This window comes from Butyrivibrio sp. AE3006 (assembly GCF_000424165.1).
In the GTDB taxonomy this organism is placed as follows: domain Bacteria; phylum Bacillota; class Clostridia; order Lachnospirales; family Lachnospiraceae; genus Butyrivibrio.
In genome coordinates, this window is sequence record NZ_AUJJ01000001.1 from 78379 (window position 1) to 101761 (window position 23383).

15 protein-coding genes are annotated in these 23383 nt (G+C 42.2%); all 15 read left to right on the forward strand.

Translation table 11 applies throughout. The features are described from left to right. The first annotated feature begins 306 nt into the window (after positions 1-306). The 15 genes from G603_RS0100310 to G603_RS0100395 all read left to right on the forward strand — a co-directional run bounded on the left by G603_RS0100310 (position 307) and on the right by G603_RS0100395 (position 23370). Positions 307-2079: an IS1634 family transposase gene (locus G603_RS0100310; RefSeq protein ID WP_026668945.1), complete on the forward strand. Its 1773-nt coding sequence runs from the start codon at positions 307-309 to the stop codon at positions 2077-2079. 256 nt (positions 2080-2335) lie between these two features. Further along, the gene (locus G603_RS0100315) at positions 2336-2986 is read left to right on the forward strand and encodes a L,D-transpeptidase (protein WP_026668946.1); all 651 of its coding nucleotides are present in this window, start codon (positions 2336-2338) and stop codon (positions 2984-2986) included. Positions 2987-3182: 196 nt separating this feature from the next. Next, on the forward strand, positions 3183-3752 hold the full coding sequence (locus tag G603_RS0100320; protein WP_026668947.1) for a hypothetical protein: 570 nt from the start codon (positions 3183-3185) through the stop codon (positions 3750-3752). 206 nt (positions 3753-3958) lie between these two features. Continuing rightward, entirely contained in the window at positions 3959-5317 is a 1359-nt protein-coding gene (locus G603_RS0100325) for an MATE family efflux transporter (RefSeq protein WP_242834815.1), read from the forward strand. Positions 5318-5335: 18 nt separating this feature from the next. Continuing rightward, positions 5336-6784, forward strand: a complete 1449-nt coding sequence (locus tag G603_RS0100330; protein ID WP_026668949.1) for an MBOAT family O-acyltransferase — start codon at positions 5336-5338, stop codon at positions 6782-6784. A 102-nt stretch (positions 6785-6886) separates the two neighbouring features. Then, a complete protein-coding gene (locus G603_RS0100335; RefSeq protein WP_026668950.1) occupies positions 6887-7966 on the forward strand; it encodes a hypothetical protein in 1080 nt (359 codons plus the stop codon). A gap of 5 nt (positions 7967-7971) precedes the next feature. Continuing rightward, the gene (locus G603_RS18660) at positions 7972-9144 is read left to right on the forward strand and encodes an anti-sigma factor antagonist (RefSeq protein WP_196808024.1); all 1173 of its coding nucleotides are present in this window, start codon (positions 7972-7974) and stop codon (positions 9142-9144) included. Between the two features lie 19 nt (positions 9145-9163). Beyond that, positions 9164-10039, forward strand: a complete 876-nt coding sequence (locus G603_RS0100345) for a cation transporter (RefSeq protein WP_026668951.1) — start codon at positions 9164-9166, stop codon at positions 10037-10039. Positions 10040-10113: 74 nt separating this feature from the next. Further along, positions 10114-10821, forward strand: a complete 708-nt coding sequence (locus G603_RS23280) for an ATP-binding protein (RefSeq protein ID WP_330367486.1) — start codon at positions 10114-10116, stop codon at positions 10819-10821. Positions 10822-10977: 156 nt separating this feature from the next. Beyond that, positions 10978-13449 carry an MMPL family transporter gene (locus G603_RS18665; protein ID WP_051207292.1) on the forward strand — a complete coding sequence of 824 codons (2472 nt, stop codon included), beginning with the start codon at positions 10978-10980 and terminating at the stop codon, positions 13447-13449. 1 nt (position 13450) lies between these two features. After that, positions 13451-17389, forward strand: a complete 3939-nt coding sequence (locus G603_RS0100360; RefSeq protein WP_026668953.1) for a hypothetical protein — start codon at positions 13451-13453, stop codon at positions 17387-17389. A 2-nt stretch (positions 17390-17391) separates the two neighbouring features. Continuing rightward, positions 17392-18339 carry a phosphatase PAP2 family protein gene (locus G603_RS0100365; protein WP_026668954.1) on the forward strand — a complete coding sequence of 316 codons (948 nt, stop codon included), beginning with the start codon at positions 17392-17394 and terminating at the stop codon, positions 18337-18339. Positions 18340-18760: 421 nt separating this feature from the next. Continuing rightward, positions 18761-19453: an iron-sulfur cluster assembly scaffold protein gene (locus tag G603_RS0100375; protein ID WP_026668955.1), complete on the forward strand. Its 693-nt coding sequence runs from the start codon at positions 18761-18763 to the stop codon at positions 19451-19453. A 22-nt stretch (positions 19454-19475) separates the two neighbouring features. Continuing rightward, positions 19476-20495, forward strand: coding sequence for a GGGtGRT protein (locus G603_RS0100380; protein ID WP_026495090.1), 1020 nt, complete (start codon positions 19476-19478; stop codon positions 20493-20495). Positions 20496-21897: 1402 nt separating this feature from the next. Then, the gene (locus G603_RS0100395) at positions 21898-23370 is read left to right on the forward strand and encodes a GH25 family lysozyme (protein WP_026668957.1); all 1473 of its coding nucleotides are present in this window, start codon (positions 21898-21900) and stop codon (positions 23368-23370) included. Positions 23371-23383: the final 13 nt, after the last annotated feature.

Here is a 23383-nt window from a genome sequence, read left to right on the forward strand (position 1 = left end):
TTTAGAGAATATTAATTTTTCAATCATTATGGAAAAATAAAACATTTGTAAAAATATCGTAAAATAGTCTTTTCATATACGAGCTGATGATATAATTGTGGGTACACGAAGGGGGATTCCGGATATGAAGAAACTATTCTTTATCTCGGAAGTTTGACAGTCTAGCCTCATAAATCTTAGTTCATCATACCCCTCAATCCCGCATAAAGACTGATATTTCAGTCTTATTTTTTTGTCAAATTTTATCACTTTATATGTGGCTATATGTAGCTATATATGGTATAATAAGGGTTGGAGGATATCAGTATGAAACTAACAGTAAGTAAATCCAAAAACTCTGCATCATTCTATGTTCAGAAAACTATCCGAAAGTCAAACGGCTCTGTCACAACTGTTACCGTAGAAAAGCTTGGCAACCTTGATGAAGTAAAGGCAAAAGCCAAAGGGCAGGATCCTTACGCCTGGGCACAGGAATACGTAAATGAACTCAACCGCAGGGAGTATGAAGAACAGAAGGAAATAATCCTCAGCTATGCACCTTCCAAACTCATCAAAAAGAACGAGCAGAAAACATTCAACTGCGGATATCTCTTCCTCCAGGACATCTACTACAGCCTGGGCCTTGATAAGATTTGCAGTAAGATATCTTCTCGTCACCTTTTTGAGTATGACCTAAACGACATACTTTCCAAACTTGTATACACAAGAGTGATCTTCCCGTCATCAAAGCTGTCATCCAACAAGCTTGCAGCATCATTCATTGAACAGCCATCATTTGAACTTCATGATATTTACCGTGCTCTTTCCATCCTCGCCGAGGAGAACGACTTTATACAGGCTGAGCTCTACAAGAACAGCCAGAAAGTATTAGAACGCAGAAGTGACGTGCTGTATTACGACTGCACAAACTATTTCTTTGAGCTTGAAGAAGCAGACGATTTAAGGAAATATGGCAAATCCAAGCAGCATCAGCCACTGCCAATCGTCGGAATGGGACTGTTTATGGATTATGATGGAATTCCTCTTGCATTTGACATATATCCTGGAAATAAGAATGAGCAACCTACTCTAAAGCCTCTTGAAAAGAAGATTCTTAAGGACTATGGACTTGATCAGATCATTGTTTGCACAGATGCTGGACTGTCCTCCAAAAGCAATCGAAAATTCAATGACAAATCCATCAACGGTGAGCGCCTGAGAAGCTTTATTACAACACAGTCTGTCAAGCAGCTTCCGGAACACCTCAAAGAGTTTGCTCTTGACCCTTCCGGTTGGCACATCATTGGAGACGCTACTATTTACAACATCGAAGAGATTGATGAGTCTGAGTTCTACGATAAGATTTTCTACAAAGACAGATGGATAAAAGAAGATCTTTCAGGAAGAAAAATAAGGCAGGGAGCAAAGCCTCTAGAGCAGCACCTTATAGTCTCCTACTCTCCCAAATACAAAATCTATCAGCGTAAGATCAGGCAGGGGCAAATAGACAGGGCAACAGCTATTATCAACAGCGGAAAATATAAACAGCGTCCCAAGAATCAGAATGATCCACACAGATTTATCGGAAAGGAAATCATGACTGAAGATGGCGAGGCATGTACAAAAGAAGTTCCATATCTCAAGACAGACGTCATAGCTGAAGAAGAAAAATATGATGGATTCTACGCAGTTTGTACCAATCTTGATGACATGAATGTTGCTGAAGTGATACACATCAATAAGAAACGCTGGGAAATAGAAGAATGCTTCCGGATAATGAAAACCGAGTTCAAGGCAAGACCCGTTTACCTTCAACGGGAAGACAGGATAAAAGCGCATTTCCTGACCTGCTTTATATCACTCTTCATATACAGACTGCTTGAAAAAAAACTGAGCGAACAGTATACCTGCGAAGATATAGTCCACACCCTCAGGGATATGAACATGTACCGCCCCGGAGAAAAACGTGGATATATCCCATCATACACAAGAACAGACCTGACAGATGCGCTTCATGAGACCGCTGGATTCCGCACAGACTATGAGATTCTGACTGACCTGAGCATGAAGAAAGTTATCCGTGAATCCAAGAAAAAGTAATAATATATAGCTACACTTTTACCAAAAAATAATGCGAGGTTTCCGCATAATTACTGCGGTTCCTCGCATTTAGACTGTCAAAGATGGGATTATATCATATCCACTGTTTTCGCAAGGTATGACCATATCGATTTTAGAGAATATTAATTTTTCAATCATTATGGAAAAATAAAACATTTGTAAAAATATCGTAAAATAGTCTTTTCATATACGAGCTGATGATATAATTGTGGGTACACGAAGGGGGATTCCGGATATGAAGAAACTATTCTTTATCTTTATTCCATGTTTTGTATTTGTATTCTGTTTTTATTTTACATCTGTTAAAGCAGACGGATTTGATGCTGATTATTATGCAAGGAAATATCCGGATGTGGTACAGGCACTGGGCAGCGATCCCGCAGCTCTCTACAATCATTATCAGAATTTCGGAATTAAGGAAGGAAGATTCCAGAATCAGCAGGAAGAAATAGCAAGCTGTCAGGGACTGTTTTCACAAGGAACACCGTTGCAGCAGCCACAGTCTCAGCCCCAGAGCGGTAGTACATATATTGACGTAGATCTTGCGGCGCAGATGGTCAATTATTTCGTAAATGGACAGGTGGTTCTTTCTACGCCTTGCGTTACGGGTAATACAAGCCTTGGTCGCGGAACGCCTGCAGGTAATTATGCAATTACAGCAGAGGTTCCGGGAAAATATCTCACAGGTCCCACATGGCATGTATGGGTAGACAGATGGATGCCCTTTAATGGAAGCATAGGTCTTCATGATGCCACATGGCGCAGCAGCTTTGGTGGAGATATCTATCAGACAAACGGGTCCCACGGATGTGTGAATCTTCCTCATGATGCAGCAGTTGCACTTTACGATATGGCAAGTGTTGGAACCGCGGTAATTGTTCATTGATATTTGAATCAGATATATTGATGATCTTCGGAAACTAAATAAATCAGATTACCCCAAGGTAGTTAAGAAATGCTACTTTGGGGTTCTTTTTTCTGTTATAATTGTTGCGTGATTTAGTAAATTGATAATTGTTTTTATATTTATAATGTTCGACATTTTTTTATAGAGTTGACCGGTATTTACGGGGGTAAACGTGATGAAACGAAATGTGAAAGGAATAGCTTTAGCTATGGGACTAATGGTATTTCTAACATCGCTCTTTGGCTGCGGTCTGAAAAAGCCTTCTGAAGATGAAGCAAAGGTTAATGACGAAAGACTTAAGAACATAGAGCTTGAATACTATGATCACAGGGCAGGAACCAGCACCATGATCGGCGGGGGCTCTTACGACACTGTCAGGGAAATTGACGACAGGTGGGTTATTCAGAGTTTTTACTGTGAGGCTGCGGGGGAGCCTATGACCGTTACCACCTATGCCGTTCTTGTTGATAAGCTCATAGCCTTTGATGAATTTATCAGGGAAAAGGATGTCGTTTCATTGGAACAACGAGGGGACAGCAACAATTTTGTGACAGATTATTCGCCATGGGAATATGCAATTTGTTTTAAGAAAGCATCTCCGGATGATGAGCGTCGCTCGATGTTTTATCTTGATGAATACAAAGAATATTCCGACGAAGACTATGCTCTTTTAGAGGAGCTTGATAAGAAATTTGAAGAAATGAAGGGCAGTATTTTAGGGGAAGAGACAAGAGAGAATTACTAAAAGGCTTAATAAACTTACATATTAGCTATGAACTAATTAAAACGGGGCTGCCAGGCGCGGCCCCGTTTTTACGTGGACATGTTTTCATACATACAGATATTAAGGTTTACATGGTACAATATTTAATATAAAATCTTAATTCGGCTCAATCATTTTATGCTAAGCCATTCGTTATAAACATACATTTCATGAAAGACGAGGTAATAATGTCAGCTACAGAAAACAAGATGGGTGTCCTTCCCATTAAGAAACTTATAATCACTATGTCCCTGCCCATGATGGCATCCATGCTGGTGCAGGCCCTTTACAATGTTGTAGACAGTATCTTTGTTGCAAGAATTGATGAGGCGGCTCTGACTGCTGTAACACTGGCGTTCCCTCTTCAGAACTTCATGATTGCTCTTGGTTCCGGTACAGGCGTAGGTATGAATGCACTGCTTTCAAGATCCCTTGGAGAAAAGAAATTCGACAGATCTGACGCAGCGGCAAACACAACTATACTTCTTACATTAATGAACTATCTCGTGTTCTTTATTATAGGTGTATTTTTCGTAGAGCCCTTTATTCGTACACAGACAAATGATCCGCTTATAATCGAGTATGCAGTGCAGTATCTTAGAATCATCTGCCTCTGCTCAGCCGGAATATTCTTCCAGATGACCTTCGAGAGAATGCTTCAGTCAACGGGACGTACCGTTTTCAGTATGGCATCTCAGATGACAGGTGCTGTAATTAACATCATATTCGATCCTATTATGATCTTTGGACTTTGCGGATTCCCCAGAATGGGAGTTGCAGGTGCGGCAGTTGCCACAGTTATGGGACAGATCGTTGCGGCATCTGTGGGACTTTTCTGTAACCTCAAAAAGAATCCTGATATTAGCATCAAGCCAAAGCTCATTTTCTCACCCAAGGCGGACATAGTTAAGGAGATATATTTTGTAGGTGTTCCTTCAATTCTTATGATGTCCATCGGTTCTATCATGACCTATGCCATGAACCTGATACTAATTGGATTCTCTACAACGGCAGCAGCTGTATTTGGCGTGTACTTTAAGCTTCAGAGCTTTTTCTTCATGCCGATATTTGGTCTGAACAACGGGCTTATTCCTGTTCTTGCCTATAACTATGGCGCAGGCTACAAAAAGAGAATTGAAGAGGCTCTCAGGTTTGCAATCACTCTTGCCCTTGGAATAATGTTAGTAGGTACACTTAGCTTCCAAATTTTTCCAAAGGTTCTCCTGGCACTGTTCAATGCTTCAGCAGAGATGGATGTAATCGGTGTTCCGGCCCTTAGGATAATAAGCCTTAGCTTCCCTATTGCCGGCATTTGTATCGCCCTTGGTTCAGTATTCCAGGCTTTTTCAGAAAGTATTTATTCATTGATCGTCTCAGTGGGACGTCAGTTGGTGGTGCTTATTCCCGTTGCATGGCTTCTTTCACTTACAGGCAATGTTAACGCTGTATGGTGGGCATTCCCCATCGCAGAGATTGCATCCCTTGGACTTTCTACTGTATTCTTTAAAAAGGTGTACGGCAAAAAGGTTGCACCTCTTGCAGACTAAAACATTACCGGAGGAAAAATGCATTTTCAGTTTTCGACACTGGCTTTTATCTTCATATTATTTGTGATTTTTAATATCTGTCCGAAAAAGCTCCGCAGCTATGTGCTGCTGGCAGGAAGCGTTCTGTTCATTTACTGGCAGGGACATGGCTTTTGCCTGTTCGTGCTTCTTGCTATGACGGCATTTACCTGGATTATGGGGCTTCTTATTTCGGATGCGGACAAAAATAAAGCACTTAAGATCATCGGAGGCATGGGAGTTGCTGCTCTTGCTCTGGTGCTTTTTGGATGGAAATATTTCCCTTTTCTTGGGGAATTATTCCACTCAGAAAAGCTCTCAGGCATCTTTAAATATGCAGCGCCTATAGGTCTCTCTTTTTATACCTTCCAGGCTATCAGCTATCTCGCAGACATCACTATGGGTAAGAGAAAAGCTCAGAAGAATCCATTTAAGTTTGCTCTTTACATGACATGGTTTCCCAAGTGGATAAGCGGCCCTATAGAAAGAGAACTTACCTTTAATGAGCAGATCGATAATTGCCAAAAGGCAAAGCTGTTTGATAAGGAAAGAGCACTTAAAGCTCTTACATATCTTACCTGGGGACTTTTTATGAAAATGGTTCTTGCAGACAGAATCGGCGGCGTTGTTGATATCGTCTTCGAGGATCCTGCAAGCTACGGCGCAGTAACGCTTATATTTACATCAATTCTCTATACCATGCAGATATACACTGACTTTGCAGGATATACCAACATAATGATGGGTATTTCTGTAATGTTTGGCATTGATATTACACAGAACTTCAAGACTCCTTATCTTACAGAGAATATCGTTGAGTTCTGGAGATGCTGGCACATTTCCCTCAGTAACTTCCTTAAGGACTATGTGTATATTCCTCTTGGAGGCAACAGAAAAGGCTCTATCCGAAAAATCTTCAATATCATGATGGTATTTTTTGTGAGCGGAATCTGGCACGGCGTGGGAGTGACCTTCATAATATGGGGACTTCTTCACGGCGTATTCAACGTCCTTGCAGGCTACCTTAGAAAATCACCTGCGGCATTCCTTGTAAAAGGCATGAGCGGACGAGTTATAAATTTCCTTCTTGTATCCTTTGCATGGATATTTTTCCGCGCAAGCAGCATGGAAAATGCTACTGCCTTTGTAAAAGGAATGATTCCCTTTGTTAACCCGGCAGCTCTGACAGAAGGTCTTAAATTTGAAGAATCTCTTCTTCTTGGAATGGGAAGCTTTGAGTGGTGGCTTCTTGCTATATGCATGGCAGCGCTTATCGTCATGGATGTGATCGCCTACAGAAAAGATACTATTCCCCCTGAGGTGATTCGCCTTGACTTTGGCCTTATAAAAAGAGCAGTGTTCTTTACTGTATTTATCATCGTGATACTTATTTTTGGGAAATACGGATCCGGCGAAGAGATAAGAAGCTTCGTATATATGCAGTTCTGATCATGAGTGGCAACTACAAGCTCCCACAATACACACTTTTTAGGGCAGACCTCTGGCCGCCACAACACATAAACACACATAAACCAGCAAACAAGGATAAAAATGAGATCATTTATTGCTACAATTCTTAGTATAATAGTTATAATAACTGCCATATCCGTTTCCGATACTATACTTAAGGAACGGTCGGAGGCGGGAATCATTCAGGGCAGCGCACTGTATCATCAGCCAAAGAATACAATCGATGTTGCCATGATTGGTTCAAGTCATGTTCACTGCGGAATCAATACCGCATGCCTTTTTAATGACTACGGCATAACGGCCTATGACTATTCATCAGCTGAACAGCCCCTCTGGTGCTCTTATCATTACATAAAAGAGCTTTGCAAAAATCAGAGCCCCAAGGTAATTGTCCTTGATTTTTTCACTCCTGCAATTTATCAGGATGACTACGAAGATAAGTATTACTTCATGGATGATACTCTTTACGGCATGAAGTTTTCACTGAATAAGCTTCAGATGATGAACGTGGCTTTGGATGGTAATCTTGAGCTTATTGATAAATATTTCCCTGCCTATTTTGGATATCATGACAGATACGCTGATATCAAGGCAGAGGATGTGAAGGAAGCCTTTGAGTTTGACTATGAAGCCTTCAAGGGCTACAGTCCAAGGTTCCACAACCAGTCCTTCCAGACGCCGGTTCTAAGACTTGATGAAGAAAAGGCCCCATCTGATAAGTCTGTGGAATACCTTAATAAGATAATCGAATACACGGGAGAAAAGGGCATACAGCTCTACATTACAAGTGTCCCCTATGCCATAAATGACGGCAATGAAGTTATGGAGAATGAGGAAGATCTCAGATATAACTGGCTTGAGAAATATGTACTTGAACTCCAGGCAAATGGTGTAAGCCATGTTTATTACGACTACACCTTCAAGCATCCGGAGGATTTTGGAATTGACTACGAGGGCGGCTCAGATTTTTCTGACGGAAGCTCCCATTTGAATTATTATGGAAGTACAAAGTATACCAAGTACCTTGGACAGGACCTCAGAAGACTTTACGGCGAAGAACTGCTTCCTGATCATAGAGGCGATGAGCGCTATGAGACCTATGACAGACATGTTCTTGCCATAAAAAAACAGGTTGAAGAGGCAGGCTGGGAATGGAGGTAAAGCTTATGGCTACTGACAAAATGGTTTTGAAGCTGGAAGGCAGAATTGATTCAGGTAATGCTCACGAGTGGGAGGAGAAGCTTATCTCACTCCTTAAAAACAGTGGAGGCAGGAAGACTGTTTTTGATGCATCAGATCTGGAGTACATATCCAGTGCGGGACTTCGCGTTCTTATGAAAATTCGCAAGTTAATTGATGATGAGCTGACGATCATTGAGGTTTCACCTGATGTCTACAGCATTTTCGAGACCACAGGCTTTACTGAGTTATTCAACATCAAGAAAAAACTAAGAGTAATTTCACTGGACGGCTGCGAGAAAATCGGAAGCGGTTTCTATGGCACTGTCTATCGTATAGATCAGGATACAATCGTTAAGATGTATGATTCTCCTGATGCAATTCCCATGATTGAAAATGAAAAGAAGATGGCAAAGATGGCTTTTGTTAAGGGAATTCCCACAGCCATTTCTTTTGATATCGTAAAATCTGAGGATGGCCGCTACGGCTCTGTTTTTGAGCTCTTAAAATCAAAGAGCTTCAACGACATTGTTCTTGAACAGCCGGAGAGGCTTGAAGAGATTGAGAAAAAGCTTGCTGAGCTTGCCAAGATGGTTCATGGAACCGAGATGGAACCCGGAGTCCTTCCTCTTGCAAGAAATACCTTCCTTCATTATTTGGATAAAATAGAAAGCTATCTTGATAAGGAAACATCTGATAAGTGCCGCGGTATGCTTGAAGCACTGCCTGATGACCTTCACGTTATTCACGGGGATTACCACATGAAAAATGTGATGATATCAGATGATGAACCTATGCTTATAGATATGGATACCCTTTCTACAGGTCAGCCTATTTTTGATCTCCAGGCACTTTTTGTAAGCTACCGTGCCTATGCAGAGGATGAACCCGGAAATACAGAGCGGTTCCTTGGTATAACACAGGACATGGCAGATCACATTTGGGAGCACACCATAAGATATTATTTTGAAGACAAAAATGATAATGACATTTCTGTTATAATGGAGAAGGTAAAATTACTCGCATATATACGATTCCTTGGAATGGTGACTTCCGGCGTTGCAAAAAGAGAGGATCTTACAGCCATCAGAATCGAGCATACCGTAGCACATATTAAGGAGCTGGCTGCTAAATATGATGACTTTGATCTTGCACTGTGAATTCACCTAGGAGGGGAAGATGAGTAAAGACGTATTTTTAAGGCAGCATAAGTTGGCAGTACTTCTTGTTCTGTGGCGCATCCCCGGAGTTATTACATCATTTCTCGCAGCTATAGCCAGTAATTCCATGGTTGTTTGGATGGAGTTCATTGAGAACATAAGCATTGTTGTTCCGGGATTACTTCTTCTGGTAATTTCTGCGAAGCTTATGAAAAACCTCAAATTTATGTTCAACTATGGTACAGGCAAAATAGAGGCTATAACTGCCCAGACCTGTGAAATCTTTGATCTTGCAGGTCTTGGATGCGTATTGTTTTTTGCGGTGCATAAATTGATCCGCCCTGAGGAGGAAGGTAATCTTAAGCTGGCTCTTATTATCAGTGCATTTGGCCTTCTGATTGACTTTTTTATTTTGTATAGAGAAAAGCTGTTGTCAGAAAAAGAACACAGTCGTATTCTGCATACTGCATATCTTAGTGCCAAAAAGGAATTTGTTTTTGACTTTATCACAATCTTTACCCTGATCGTTGGCATATTATTCCATGATACTCTGTGGATAAGATATTTCTCACCTATGGTATGTATCATACTGGCAATCCCCTTTGCGGTGGTTGTCGCAAAGCACCTTAACAGCGCTGTGGTGGAGCTTGTGGATCTGACTCTGGATGAAGAGAGCCAGCTTAAGATAATTAAGGTATTAAACGAGTTTTACGATTCCTATGACCTCTTTGGGGATATAAAGAGCAGAGTCAACGGCAAGTACAAAAATGTCGATATATCGTTGCAATTTCGACCTGATATGACCTACAAAGAAATTAGAGAAGTCTCAACGCAGCTAAAAAAGCGTATAAATGAAGAGATAGAAAATTGCAATGTAAATATTAACATTATCTAAATTACGTTTTAAAACCAAACAATGTGAGGTAAAATTAGGTATATAATTATTTTTCGTTGAGAGGAGAGAACAAAATGACAATAAATAAGGACGTAAAGGGAAAAACATTAACTATCGCACTTGAAGGAAGACTCGACACAACAACAGCGCCCAGTCTCGAAGAAGAGGTCAACAGCTCTCTTGAGAATATCGAGGAGCTCACATTTGATTTTGCAAAGCTTGAATACATTTCTTCCGCAGGTCTTCGTGTTCTTTTGTCTGCTCAGAAAAAGATGAACAAGCAGGGCAAGATGATCGTGAAGAATGTCAGCGAAGAAGTCAGTAACCGGTTTTTCAGATATCCTTACTATCGAATGATTTTAGGAAAAGGGCGTATGAAAAAATTAGAGATTGAAGCTGATGTTAATCAGCTTAATGATGTTATGGCTTTCGTAGAAGAAAGTCTGGATGAGGCAGGCGCAACCCCTAAGACTGCTATGCAGGTCAATCTTGCGGTGGAAGAGATATTTGTAAATATCGCCCACTATGCATACAGTCCGGGGAAGGGCAATGCTACTATCATTTTGGATATAGATGAGGAAGCCGGTGAGTTATCTGTTCAATTCAGAGACAGCGGCGTTCCTTATAATCCTCTTGAGAAAGAGGACCCTGATATCACTGTTCCCGTTGCGGACAGACAGATCGGAGGTCTTGGTATTTTCATGACCAAGAAGGTCATGGATGATGTGATTTACGAGCATAAGGATGGGCAAAATATCCTTACTTTGAAGAAGAAATTATAATTATCTGTCCAAAATGTGGAAGGAGTAATAGCTTTGGTTAATTATAAAATGGTAGTATAATAATATTGTTTAAGAGCCCCTTTCTCATGGAAAAGGGCTCTTAAACAATATATATAGTCAGTAGAATCATTTGAAGTTTTTTGAGGGGGAACTAAAATGAAGAATGGCGGAGGTGGACTGGGCGTTAAGATATGCTCATTCATCGTAGACAAGAGGAATCTTTTTTTCCTTATCTATGCGATTTTGTGCATTTTTTCCGTGATAGCAAGGGGATGGGTAGGCGTAGAAAATGATCTTGCATTTTACCTGCCTTCTGACAGTGAGACCAGAAGGGGCCTCGATCTCATGGAAGAACAGTTTGTCACCTATGGCAGTGTAAAAGTAATGGTGGCGAATATCTCTTATGAGCAGGGGCTTAAGATTCAGAAAGATATCGAAGCTATCGACGGAGTCTTTTCCTGCGATTTTGATGATAAAAGTGCCCATTACAATAACGGTTCTGCGCTGTTTAGCATCACCTTTGATTATGATGAAAAAGAAGAACAGTGCCTTGTTTTATTGGATCAGGTAAAAGAGTATTTTTCCGGATATGATTCATATATATCCACTACCTTAGGCGATATTCAGGCTGAGCTTATCGACAAGGAAATGAATGTCATATCCGTGCTTGTAGTCATTATAGTTGTGGTAGTACTTGTTCTGACATCCCAGGCCTATGCTGAGGTTCCGGTGCTGCTCCTTACCTTTGGCTCTGCAGCCCTTGTGCAGATGGGCACCAATTTCCTTTTTGGTACTATCTCATTCGTATCCAATTCAGTCACAATAGTGCTTCAGCTGGCACTTTCAGTTGACTATGCAGTCATTTTCCTAAACAGATATAAAGAAGAAAAGGCAAAGCGTGATAATCGTGAAGCCTGTATCGTGGCTTTATCAAAAGCTATTCCCGAGATCACTGGCAGCTCGCTTACCACAATGGGCGGCCTTATTGCCATGCTGTTCATGCAGTTTGGAATAGGTAAGGATCTTGGTATGGTTCTAATAAAGGCTATCATACTTAGCCTTTTGTCAGTATTCCTTTTAATGCCCGGCATCATTATGCTTTTTGCGGGGCTTATGGAGAAAACCCAGCACAAAAACTTTATTCCTGAAATTCCCTTTGTAGGTAAATTTGCATATCTTACAAGGTATCTTATTGCGCCTGCATTCCTGGTGCTGATCATTTTCGCTCAGAAAATATCGTCAGGTACTCCCTATGTGTATGGCTACAGCCAGATAACACCACCCATTATCAACGATGTGCAGATAGCTGAAAACATGCAGAAGGAAACCTTTACGGCGGATAACATGATGGCATTGGTTTTCCCTGCTGGTGATTACGATAAGGAAAAGGCGCTTATTTCTGAGCTTGAGAATAATAAAAATGTAACCTCCGTTACAGGTCTTGCCAATACCGAAGCCCTTGGCGGTTACACTCTTACGGACAAATTAACTCCCAGACAGTTTTCTGAGCTTTTAAATATCGATTATGAAATCGCAGAGCTTGTTTATGCTGCCTATGCTCTGAATGATTCTGATTATGCCAAGGTTGTAAACGGGCTTGTTAACTACAGAGTGCCCCTTATAGACATGTTCCTGTATGTATATCAGGAGGTAAATGAGGGCTATGTGACCTTAAGTGATGAGCTTATGGACAAGCTAAGTGATGCGAACAGAATGATGAACTTTGGCAAAAAGCAGCTTCAGGGTGAAGAATATTCAAGAATACTTGTTTATTCAAGTCTTCCCCAGGAGTCCGATGATACCTTTGCTTTTATATCTGAGCTCCATGATATTACGGAAAAATATTATGACGAAGACAAGATCTATGTTGTCGGAGAATCTGTAAGTCAGCTTGACCTTAAAAAATGCTTTGCAAGAGACAATACTGTTACCAGTGTAATTTCGATACTTGCAGTTCTTGTGGTCCTTCTTTTTACCTTTAAATCCGCTGGAATGCCGGTTCTTCTTATTGCAGTTATTCAGGGATGTATCTGGATCAATTTCTCGATTCCTGCTTTGCAGCATGATAACCTGTTTTTCCTTGGCTATCTGATCGTAAGTTCCATTCAGATGGGTGCCAATATCGATTATGCAATTGTTATTGCAGGCAGATATACAGAGCTTAGAGGTACAAGAGGTAAGAGAGAAGCCATCATTGAGACAATGAATGTGTCCTTCCCTACGATCATTACCTCCGGAACAATGCTTGCAGTTGCAGGTATGCTCATCGGTAACATGACATCTGACTGTGCTATTTACGGCATAGGAAAATGTCTTGGAAGAGGTACAATAATCTCTATTTTTGTAACTATGTTCGTTCTTCCTCAGATACTTCTTGTGGGAGATAAGATCATTGAGCTTACTGCTTTTGTTATGAATAAACCTTTGCAGACAAGGCAGCTCTCAGGAATTATGCGAATTGACGGCTTTGTAAGGGGCAAAATTGACGGTAACGTAACAGGTGTTGTAAACGCAGTGGTTCGCGGAAATGTCAGCGCCTTCGTTGATAATGCCGAGGTTACAATGCTTGATGAAAATGAGATAGCTGGTGCCAAAGGCAGCGAAGTATCAGGACAGGAGGGCGTGTGACATGAAAAAGAGAATCGTAGCAGCCCTTCTTGCCATAACCATTATGAGTGCTTCTCCCATAGCTGTATTTGCGGAAGCTGTCGGTGATGAGCAGAGCGAAAATACAGAAAGCCTCTACACCACAGGCACTCAGGAGGATGCCGCGAATAATGCTGAGGATGTTGATCAGGATATCAGAGAAGAGATACAGGCGCTGATACCTGAGACCATCGAGGAGATCAGCATTGGAAGTGCAGAAGAATTACTTGATTTTGCTTCAAAATGCGCCCTTGATACCTGGTCTGTAAATAAGAAGGTTATTCTGACAGATGATATAAGTTTTGGCGGCAAAGAGTTTAGCGGCATTCCAACCTTTGGCGGTATTTTTGACGGGCAGGGACACAGCATAACCGGTGTGCAGATTACAAGTGGCCTGTCCTATGCGGGACTTTTTGTCCATGTTCAGAAGACAGGTGTCATCAGGAACCTGAATTTTATCGGCTCTGTGATCCCGGAAGGAAATACAACGATCATTGGAGGAATAGCGGGAGATAATAGCGGAAATATAAGCAATTGTTCCTTTAACGGAGTAGTTAAAGGAAATGACTATATAGGCGGCGTTGCAGGTATCAATGAGCTTACAGGTAAAATCGATCACTGCACCAGCGATGGCTATATAAGCGGCGTCCATTTTACAGGCGGAATAGCGGGATTAAATGAAGGAGACATCGAGAACTGTACAAACAAAGCCTTTGTAAATACCACCAATACCGACACTGAGATCACAATCGATTCCTTTGAGAAGCTGACAAGCTTTATCAACCTGATCAAAGACGGTTTTGGCCATGAGAGAGATGTTGCAAAGGAGAGCGTCACTGTCTATGACACAGGCGGAATAGCAGGACAATCCATAGGAATCATCTCCCGCTGCATCAATGACGGAGAGATAGGCTATGATCATGTTGGTTATAACGTGGGCGGAATTGCAGGAAGACAGTCGGGCTATCTTTTGAAATGCTCCAACAACGGACTTATAAAAGGAAGAAAAGATATAGGCGGAATCGTCGGTCAGGCTGAGCCCTACATAACAGTTGACTTAAGCTCTGATATTGCAGCTCAGCTTCAGGAGTCTGTATCAAAGCTCCATGACTGTGTCACCACTACTTTGCAGGATGCCAAGTCACAGTCAAATACCATATCCGAAAGACTTGCCGTAATACAGAAATTCACTGCAGGTGCAGTGGAGGATACCAGATACATTGCTGCAGGTGTTGTTGATTTTGCAAATGGGGTATCCGCAGGTGCAACAGAAGCCTTTTCAAGAGTTGACTATGTGCTTGAAGAAACATCAAGACAGGACGGAACCTTTGATAAGGTCAGCGAAGGCATGGAAGAAATAGGCGAATCCTCGATGGATATAGCTGACGTAGGCGATGATGTAGATATTGAAATGTATATCGAGAATGAGGATGAGCTGAGGCAGTACACAGAGGCAAAAACAATCCTTGAATCCGCAACTGCCCAGTACACTGAGCTAAGGAAAAGATCCCAAAGGGTTTTCTATAACCTTGCTATTGCAAACAGCAAAGCCCTTTTTGATACGGCAGCGGATGTTCAATATCGCTATGCCAATGATTCGGTAGAAACAGATTTTGGTTCCTGGAGTGAAAGTGACATCGGAACAGGACTTAATTCTGACATGAATGGTTCCTGGGAGCATTCGGATGGAAGAGCATTCCCTCAGGATAAAAATGAGGATGACAACAGTCTCCACAAGATGGCACAGGTCAAGGCAGACGCTGATGGAATCAGATATGCAACTGATAACTATGTCAATCCCATAACCGGTGAGAAGGGCAATTATGCTGATGACATAGCAACTGCAACAGCGACGATTCTTGGCATCTATGAAAAACATCTGCCTGAGATGACAGATGATGTGAGAAGTGATGCCCAAAGTGCCATGAATGATTTAGATGAAGCTACGGATGCTTTTGCATCAGCCAGCGACCAGACCAAAGACATTCTTGCTGAGGTAGCTGGAAGAGGTTCTATAGGCTTCCCTCAGTTTTCTCCGGAATATAAAGCCAGAACCGCAAGCCTTGCAGATAATATGCAGGGGATGAACGACAACTTCGGATTATTGAACAGTGAAGTCAATAACGCAACCGGTGTACTGGTGGACGACCTCCAGGATATCAATGATCAGTTCACAAATATTCTGGGGCTTTATACAGATGCCATAGACGGAGTTTTAGATAAAGATTACACGGAAGTATATACTGATACATCCTACGAAGCAGTAAATGATACAACTGATGCCACAATAGATTCCTGCCTGAATTACGGAGAATGCAAGGGAGATATAAGTGTTTCCGGAATCGCAGGAACCATGGCGATAGATTATGACTTTGATCAGGAGGGCGTAATAACCGGTCTTAAGAACAATTCGATTCTGGCTTCATATATCACAAGATGTGTTCTTAGGGGCAATAAGAATTACGGTGACATTACATCTCTTAAGAATAATGCAGGCGGTGTTTGCGGACTTCAGGAGATGGGTACCATTTATAATTGCGGAAGCTTTTCAAAGGTGGCATCAACTTCAGGAGAATATGTAGGCGGAGTTGCGGGATCATCTCTTTCACACATAGTAAAGTCCTATGCAAGAGGCGAGCTGGACGGAGACAACTATGTGGGCGGAATCGCAGGAAATGCAATGCATCTGCAGCAGTGCCTTAGCATAGTAACTGTTGGCGAAGCCAAAAATTGGTATGGAGCTATCGCAGGTCATGTGGATGATAAGGGTGAAGTCAGGGATAACTTTTTTGTAAGTGATGACCTTGCAGGAATTGACAGAGTAAGCTATTCACTTAAGGCAGAACCTGTAAACTACAAAGCTGCCATGGGAATCAAGGATGTTCCCTATGAGTTTGAGACTCTTAATGTCAATTTCATTGTAGAGGATGAGGACCTTGAAGATGGCAGCAAGAAGGTAGGTCAGATTGTTAAAAAGTATGGCGAATCCATTTCGCTCCCTGAGTATCCCAAGGTGGATGAAAAGGAAGGCTTCTATGTAACCTGGGATATCGACGGAGTAGAGAGAATTGTAAATGATATCACCATAACCGCTAAGTACAACCGTTACAGGACCACCATTGCCCAGGATAGTGAAACCGAAGGCTTCTATCAGTCAGAGCTTTTGGTAGATGGCATGTTCAAGGATAACGAGAAGCTATCTGTGGAGAGAACCGTTACCTACGATCCAAACTTAGATTCATCCGAGGAAGAGCATTACTATGAGACTCTGAAGGTGAAAATTCCCTATGATGGCTCCGATGTCCATCAGATCAGATTCAAACCACTGCACGAATATGCACAGGTAGCCGATCTATTACCTGTAGATGCTTTGAAGGAATTTGATCTATATCTTCTTGATGGAGATAAGAGCACGCTTCTTGAGAAAAAAGGCCAGATGGGTGGCTATTCTCTTTATGAGGTTAAGGGTAATGAATTTGTTCTTGCCATGGGAGCAGCCAATATAGATAAGGTCTCCATCTGGTTTACCAGAATACTTGGCGGCATTATCATAGCTTTGGTGGTTCTTATAATACTGATCATCATTGTAATCTGGAGAAACAAAGGTAAACTTCCCAAGTTCCTCGGCGGAGTTAAGACCAAAGTCTCCAAGAAGATTGAGAGTAAAGAGCAGATTTTCTATGACGATTCTCAGGATGATGAGCTTAAAAAAGAACTGGAGGAATACAAGGAGAAGTTTCTTAAGAAGATAGATAATAAGGAGGGAAAGACAGAAGAAAAGACAGAAGATAAGGCAGTAGTTGAGGAAACACTTTCTGAAAACAAGGAAGAGAACGAGGTAGTTGAGGAAATACCTTCTGAAAGTAAGGATGAAGTAAAAGAGGATTCGGAAGAATCCGATAATAAAGAAAGCGAGGAGTAAAAATGGAATTTGATATTCAGTACCTGCTATTGTTACAGAATTTGAGAAATGCCACAGGCGGTATTTTTGATGAGTTTTTTAATGCCATATCAAAATTCGCTGTGGATGTTTTACCATTTCTGCCCTTTGTGGTCTTTTGGGGAGTAGATAAAGCATGGGGATATTTTTTCCTGACCACACACTGGTTTAGCGAACTTATAAATGGCGTCATCAAACTTACAGTGTGCGCATATCGTCCCTGGATCCGCTCTGATCTGATTGAGCCTGCCGGGGATTCCAAGGTTGCGGCAACAGGTTATTCTTTCCCGAGTGGACATACAAAGTCCGCAACAACTCTTTATGGCGATGTCTTTGTATGGCAAAAGGATAAGCGCAAATGGCTTGCAATTACCAGCGCCGTACTTATCGTCCTGACAGGATTTTCAAGGAATTTCCTTGGGGTTCATACACCTCAGGATGTAATTGTAGCAGCCCTTGAATCAATACTTATAATCTTCATTGTGTACAGAGTGGCTAAGAGAGTTGAAGGCGATGAGAAAACCTTAGACATTCTCACACTGCTTGGTGTTGTTTTTGTTGTGGCAGCCCTTATATATATTCAGGTAAAACCTTACCCCATGGACTATGATGCAGCGGGAGCGCTTCTAGTTGATCCGTCCAAGATGATGAATGACTGCTTCAAGGCAGCAGGAGCTTTTCTCGGATTCCTGATAGGAAGCTACGTGGACAGACATTATATTCACTACGAGATTCCTGTTGGAGCCAAGAACCTTCCAATGCTGGTTTGTGTCGGTGTTGCCATAACCTTTGGCTGGAAAGAGTATTTTGGACCTGCCACCGTTGGAGCTGCCTTTGGCGGACATTGGGGCAACTTTATCGCAAGGCTTATAATGCTGCTGTTTGCAATGATCTGCTGGCCTTTGGTAATACAGAAAGAAGCAAAAAATTAAAAAAAAATTAATAAAATTAGTATCTTGTTGGACATCTGATGGACAATATAATTTATAATAATTTTAGAAATTGATTTTCTTATGAGAACGATTGTCAAATTAGATCTGGGGGGATAGTGATTATGACAATGGAAAGACTTGAAAACTTCGTACTGCTTTTAATGGTAGTAGGAATGATCGGAATGCTTTATGTATTCTTTTGATTCATACATAATGTTTCGATTGAGGGATTCACGGCAGCCTTAAATGGCTGCCGTTTTTCATGTTTTTCGAAAAAAGGGAAAATTAATCAATATTTTATAACCTACAACCTCAAAATCCTTGATAATATCAGCAATTTTTAGTAAAATCCTTGTGTAGTGCGTAGTAATGGATAAAAATTTATCATTCTATAGTAAACACTAACAATAAGGAGGTACTTATGATTTACTCAACAGAGGTAAAAAATATGTGTCCCGTAACACAAGGGGTACATCATGGTGCTGCTCCCATTCCTGAAGAGGCTAAGTGGGTTCAGTCCAAAGAGATTAAGGACATTTCCGGTTATACACATGGTATTGGCTGGTGTGCTCCTCAGCAGGGTGGCTGTAAGCTTTCCCTTAACGTTAAGGAAGGTGTTATCCAGGAGGCACTTGTAGAGACTATCGGATGTTCCGGTATGACTCACTCAGCAGCTATGGCAGCTGAAATTCTTCCCGGTCTTACAGTTCTTGAAGCGCTCAATACAGACCTTGTATGTGACGCTATCAACACAGCTATGAGAGAGCTGTTCCTTCAGATTGTATATGGTAGAACACAGTCTGCATTCTCAGAGGATGGACTTCAGATTGGTGCCGGTCTTGAGGATCTTGGTAAGGGATCACGTTCAATGGTTGGTACTACATATGGAACACTTGATAAGGGACCTCGTTATCTTGAGCTTACAGATGGTTACATCACAGACCTTGCTCTTGATGAGAACGACGAGATCATCGGATACAAGTATGTTAACTTCGGAAAGATGATGGACTTCATCAAGGCCGGCGACGATGCTAACACAGCTATGGAAAAGGCTAAGGGTCAGTATGGTCGTGTTGCTGATGCAGCTAGATTCATCGATCCCAGAAAACAGTGATATAGGTAAGGAGGAAAAAATAATGGCTTTATTTGAATCATATGAAAGAAGAGAGCCCCAGATCCTGGCTTGCCTTAAGGAGTATGGAATCTCTTCCATCGAAGAATGTAAAGATATTACAATGGCAGCAGGCATTGATGTTTACAGCCTCATCGAAGGCATTCAGCCTATCTGCTTTGAAAATGCTAAGTGGGCTTACACAGTAGGCGCTGCTATCGCAATCAAGAAGGGTTGCCGCAAGGCTTCCGAGGCTGCTGCAGCTATCGGTATCGGCCTTCAGGCTTTCTGCATCCCCGGTTCTGTTGCTGACCGCCGTAAGGTAGGTATCGGCCATGGTAACCTTGGTAAGATGCTTCTTGAAGAGGACACAGAGTGCTTCGCATTCCTTGCTGGTCACGAGTCATTCGCAGCAGCTGAGGGTGCTATCGGTATCGCAGAGAAGGCTAACAAGGTTCGTACAAAGCCTCTTCGCGTTATCCTTAACGGTCTTGGAAAAGACGCAGCACAGATCATTTCCCGTATCAACGGCTTTACTTATGTAGAGACCAAGTACAACTACTTCACAGGTGAGGTAGAGGAAGTATTCAGAAAGTGCTATTCAAAGGATGCAAATTCACCTCGTGCAAAGGTTAACTGCTACGGCGCTAACGATGTACAGGAAGGTGTTGCTATCATGTGGAAGGAGAACGTTGACGTATCTATCACAGGTAACTCAACTAATCCTACAAGATTCCAGCATCCCGTTGCAGGTACATACAAGAAGGAGCGTACTGAGGCTGGTAAGAAGTACTTCTCAGTTGCTTCAGGTGGTGGTACCGGACGTACACTTCATCCCGATAACATGGCAGCAGGTCCTGCTTCCTACGGTATGACAGATACTATGGGTCGTATGCACTCAGACGCTCAGTTCGCTGGTTCTTCATCAGTTCCCGCTCACGTTGAGATGATGGGTCTTATCGGCGCTGGTAACAACCCGATGGTAGGTATGACTGTTTCTACAGCCGTTTCCATCGAAGAAGCTGCAAAGGCTGGTAAGTTCTGATCTCGATAACTTGCTGAGGTTTTCTCGAAGCTAGTTAGCGAGACCGTTCAACCGAACGAAGAGAGGTTGAACTTCCTTGTGAAAATCACTTAGCGAGGTTCTGTCGAGCTTAGTGAGTGTGGTCGTTCGGGCGAGCATGAAGTGCGAGAGCCGAACTACCTTGTTAAATAACTTGCTGAGGTTTTCTCGAAGCTAGTTAGCGAGACCGTTCCGTCGAGCGATAGCGAGAGCGGAACTTCCTAATGAAGGATGTTATAGAGCCCTCACTCCTGGTGGAGTGAGGGTTTTTTCTGTTTGGTTGAGTCATCTTAGGGTATTGGGGATTGTCATAAGAACAGGCAAGTGACTATTTCTTTGACTCATATCGCGGGCTCTGCCCACACCCGTCCTCGCCGGAAGGCAGGCCAGCAAGCATGCTTGCTGACCTGGGGGTTAGGATAATCCGAGAACCTTATGCCAAGGAACTTTCGCGGCATATCCTCGCGCGAGTAGTTCAATAGAACATGGAATGCTAGGAATGCTGAGGACTTCTGCGGCGCATCACTGCTCGGAGGCGCTGTGGTATTTCACGGTTTCCTTGACAACGGTTCCGCTCCGAAATTACAGTGGAGGCCTTTAAATAAGTGCGCTGCTAAGAGTGCTAAAGGCGGGATTACATCGCAGAAGCTATTATTTGGATGCATCGCGGTAATTGAAATCTTGGATTACATCGAAGTAGCTTGATTATGGGCTACGCGATGTAATTGAAGAAATTTGAAAGGCTGAATTACATCGGAGGAGCTGTTGGATGGATGATACGATGTAATTTAATAACATGATTACATCGGAGGAGCTTCAGGACAGGCTATGCGATGTAATGTAAGGCGACGAGAAGGTTCAAATTACATCGACATGATTCGAAAATGGGTGTTTCGATGAAATTGGATATATTGTTTACATCGACATGGCTTGAAAATAGGCGCAGCGCAGCTTTCGATAACTTGAATCTCGGTCAAATCTCATACGAGAAGATGGTTTACAGAGGGCTAACGCGGTGAAATAGGCCTGAAAGCAGTGGAAATCGCCGCGCGGTTCTCGTTTATCGTTTAAAACAAAACTAAATTACGATAATCCGCACGGCGAAAATGCCTTGAAAACATCTCAAATCACCGCGGCGAGATTTTTTTAGCTGCAAGGAAGGAATCTCATTGTGGTTTTTCATCTTAGTAGATATTCTATTCTGTAGACAAAATGATCATGAGGAATCCCTTTCCACAACGGGAGTGTGGGATTTTTTATCCTTCCAAGCAAGACAAATTCTAAAATCTTTCGAAAGAAAGTACGAAAAGCAGCCCATTTATGCACGCTTTGTGATACAATATAAAATGCATTAAAGTTTTGTTATTGATTCGGGGGTAATTTCATGATTTTTAAGAAAAGAATAGTAGCTGGCATTATGGCTGCATCACTTATTTTCACATCAGTACCGGGAGTAAGTGCGAGCGCAGCGACCAAGCTGACTTATAAAGATCTCTATGTTAAGACCATTACATTTGAGAAGAATGCAGTTCTGCCTACATCGGATGCTTCATCATCGGCGACTACACCTGACGCATCTGGAGCAGCATCAAGCGGTGCATCAGCTCAGACAGGATTTGCGGATCCTACTAATGGAACAGGCGCAGCTTCTACAGATGTAGAGCAGCCGGAGATACAGAATGAGACCATTAAGGTTATGAATGGAATGCAGTTCGTCATTTCCACAACCAGATATGGCAAGCTTGTTAACACAAAAAAGAACAGCAAGAACTTCAAGTACAAATCTTCTAATAAGAAGATTGCCAAGGTTGATAAGAATGGTAAGGTAACCACTCTTAAGACAGGTAAGTGTGATATCACAATCACCAACAAATCAGATAAAGAACAGTTCATTCTTCACCTCAACGTTGTTAAGCATGTAAAGGTTAAGAGCATCAAGCTTAATAAGACAGAGAAGAATTTCAAGAAGACAGGTAAGACCTTCACTCTTAAGGCTACGATCAAGTACACCTCCAAGAAGACCGGTGATGTTCCGGTTTGCTGGAAGTCTTCTAATACCAATGTGGCCAAGGTTGATGAGTATGGTAAGGTTAAAATTGTAGGCTATGGACTTGCGTATATTACATGCAGTGCAGGTTCCAATAAAAAATCAGCCAACTGTAAGATAAAAGTCATTGATCCCAAGAATCCCAGCAGAGGATTTGGTGGTGATGGCGAAGGCGGAACAACAGGCGGAAGACCTACCTACAACACAGGTAAGGTAGTAGATATTTCCAGTCATAACGTTGTTTCAGATTGGGAGAAGCTCAGAGAGAATGCAGATGCTGTAATCATCCGTATCGGATACAGAGGCTACGGCTCAGGCAGCATCGTTCAGGATAGCAGCTTCGCAAGCAATGTTTACAACGCACAGCAGTACGGAATTCCTTACGCAGTATACTTCTTTACCACAGCTGTTTCAGAAGCTGAGGGACGTGAAGAGGCTGATTGGATCGCTAACAGAGTAGGCGGAATGAATCTCTGCTTCCCTGTATTTATCGATACCGAGTATTGTAACGGCGAGCACAACGGACGAAGTGATGGATTGTCACAGGGTGCAAGAACTGCAGCAGTTGGCGGTGCTTGCTCACAGCTCCAGGGAAGAGGCCTTGAGGCAGGTGTATACGGTTCCACATGGTGGCTTAATAACCGCGTAGACATGGGCAGCCTTCCTTATAATGTATGGGTTGCACAGTATGGTTCAACCTGTACATATGGCGGAGGAAAGCTCCTTTGGCAGTACACATCATCAGCTCCCGGCTATGGTGTAAAGACAGGCGGACGTGAGTGCTGCGACGTATCCTACTGGTACGACTAATAAAACCGGGCAT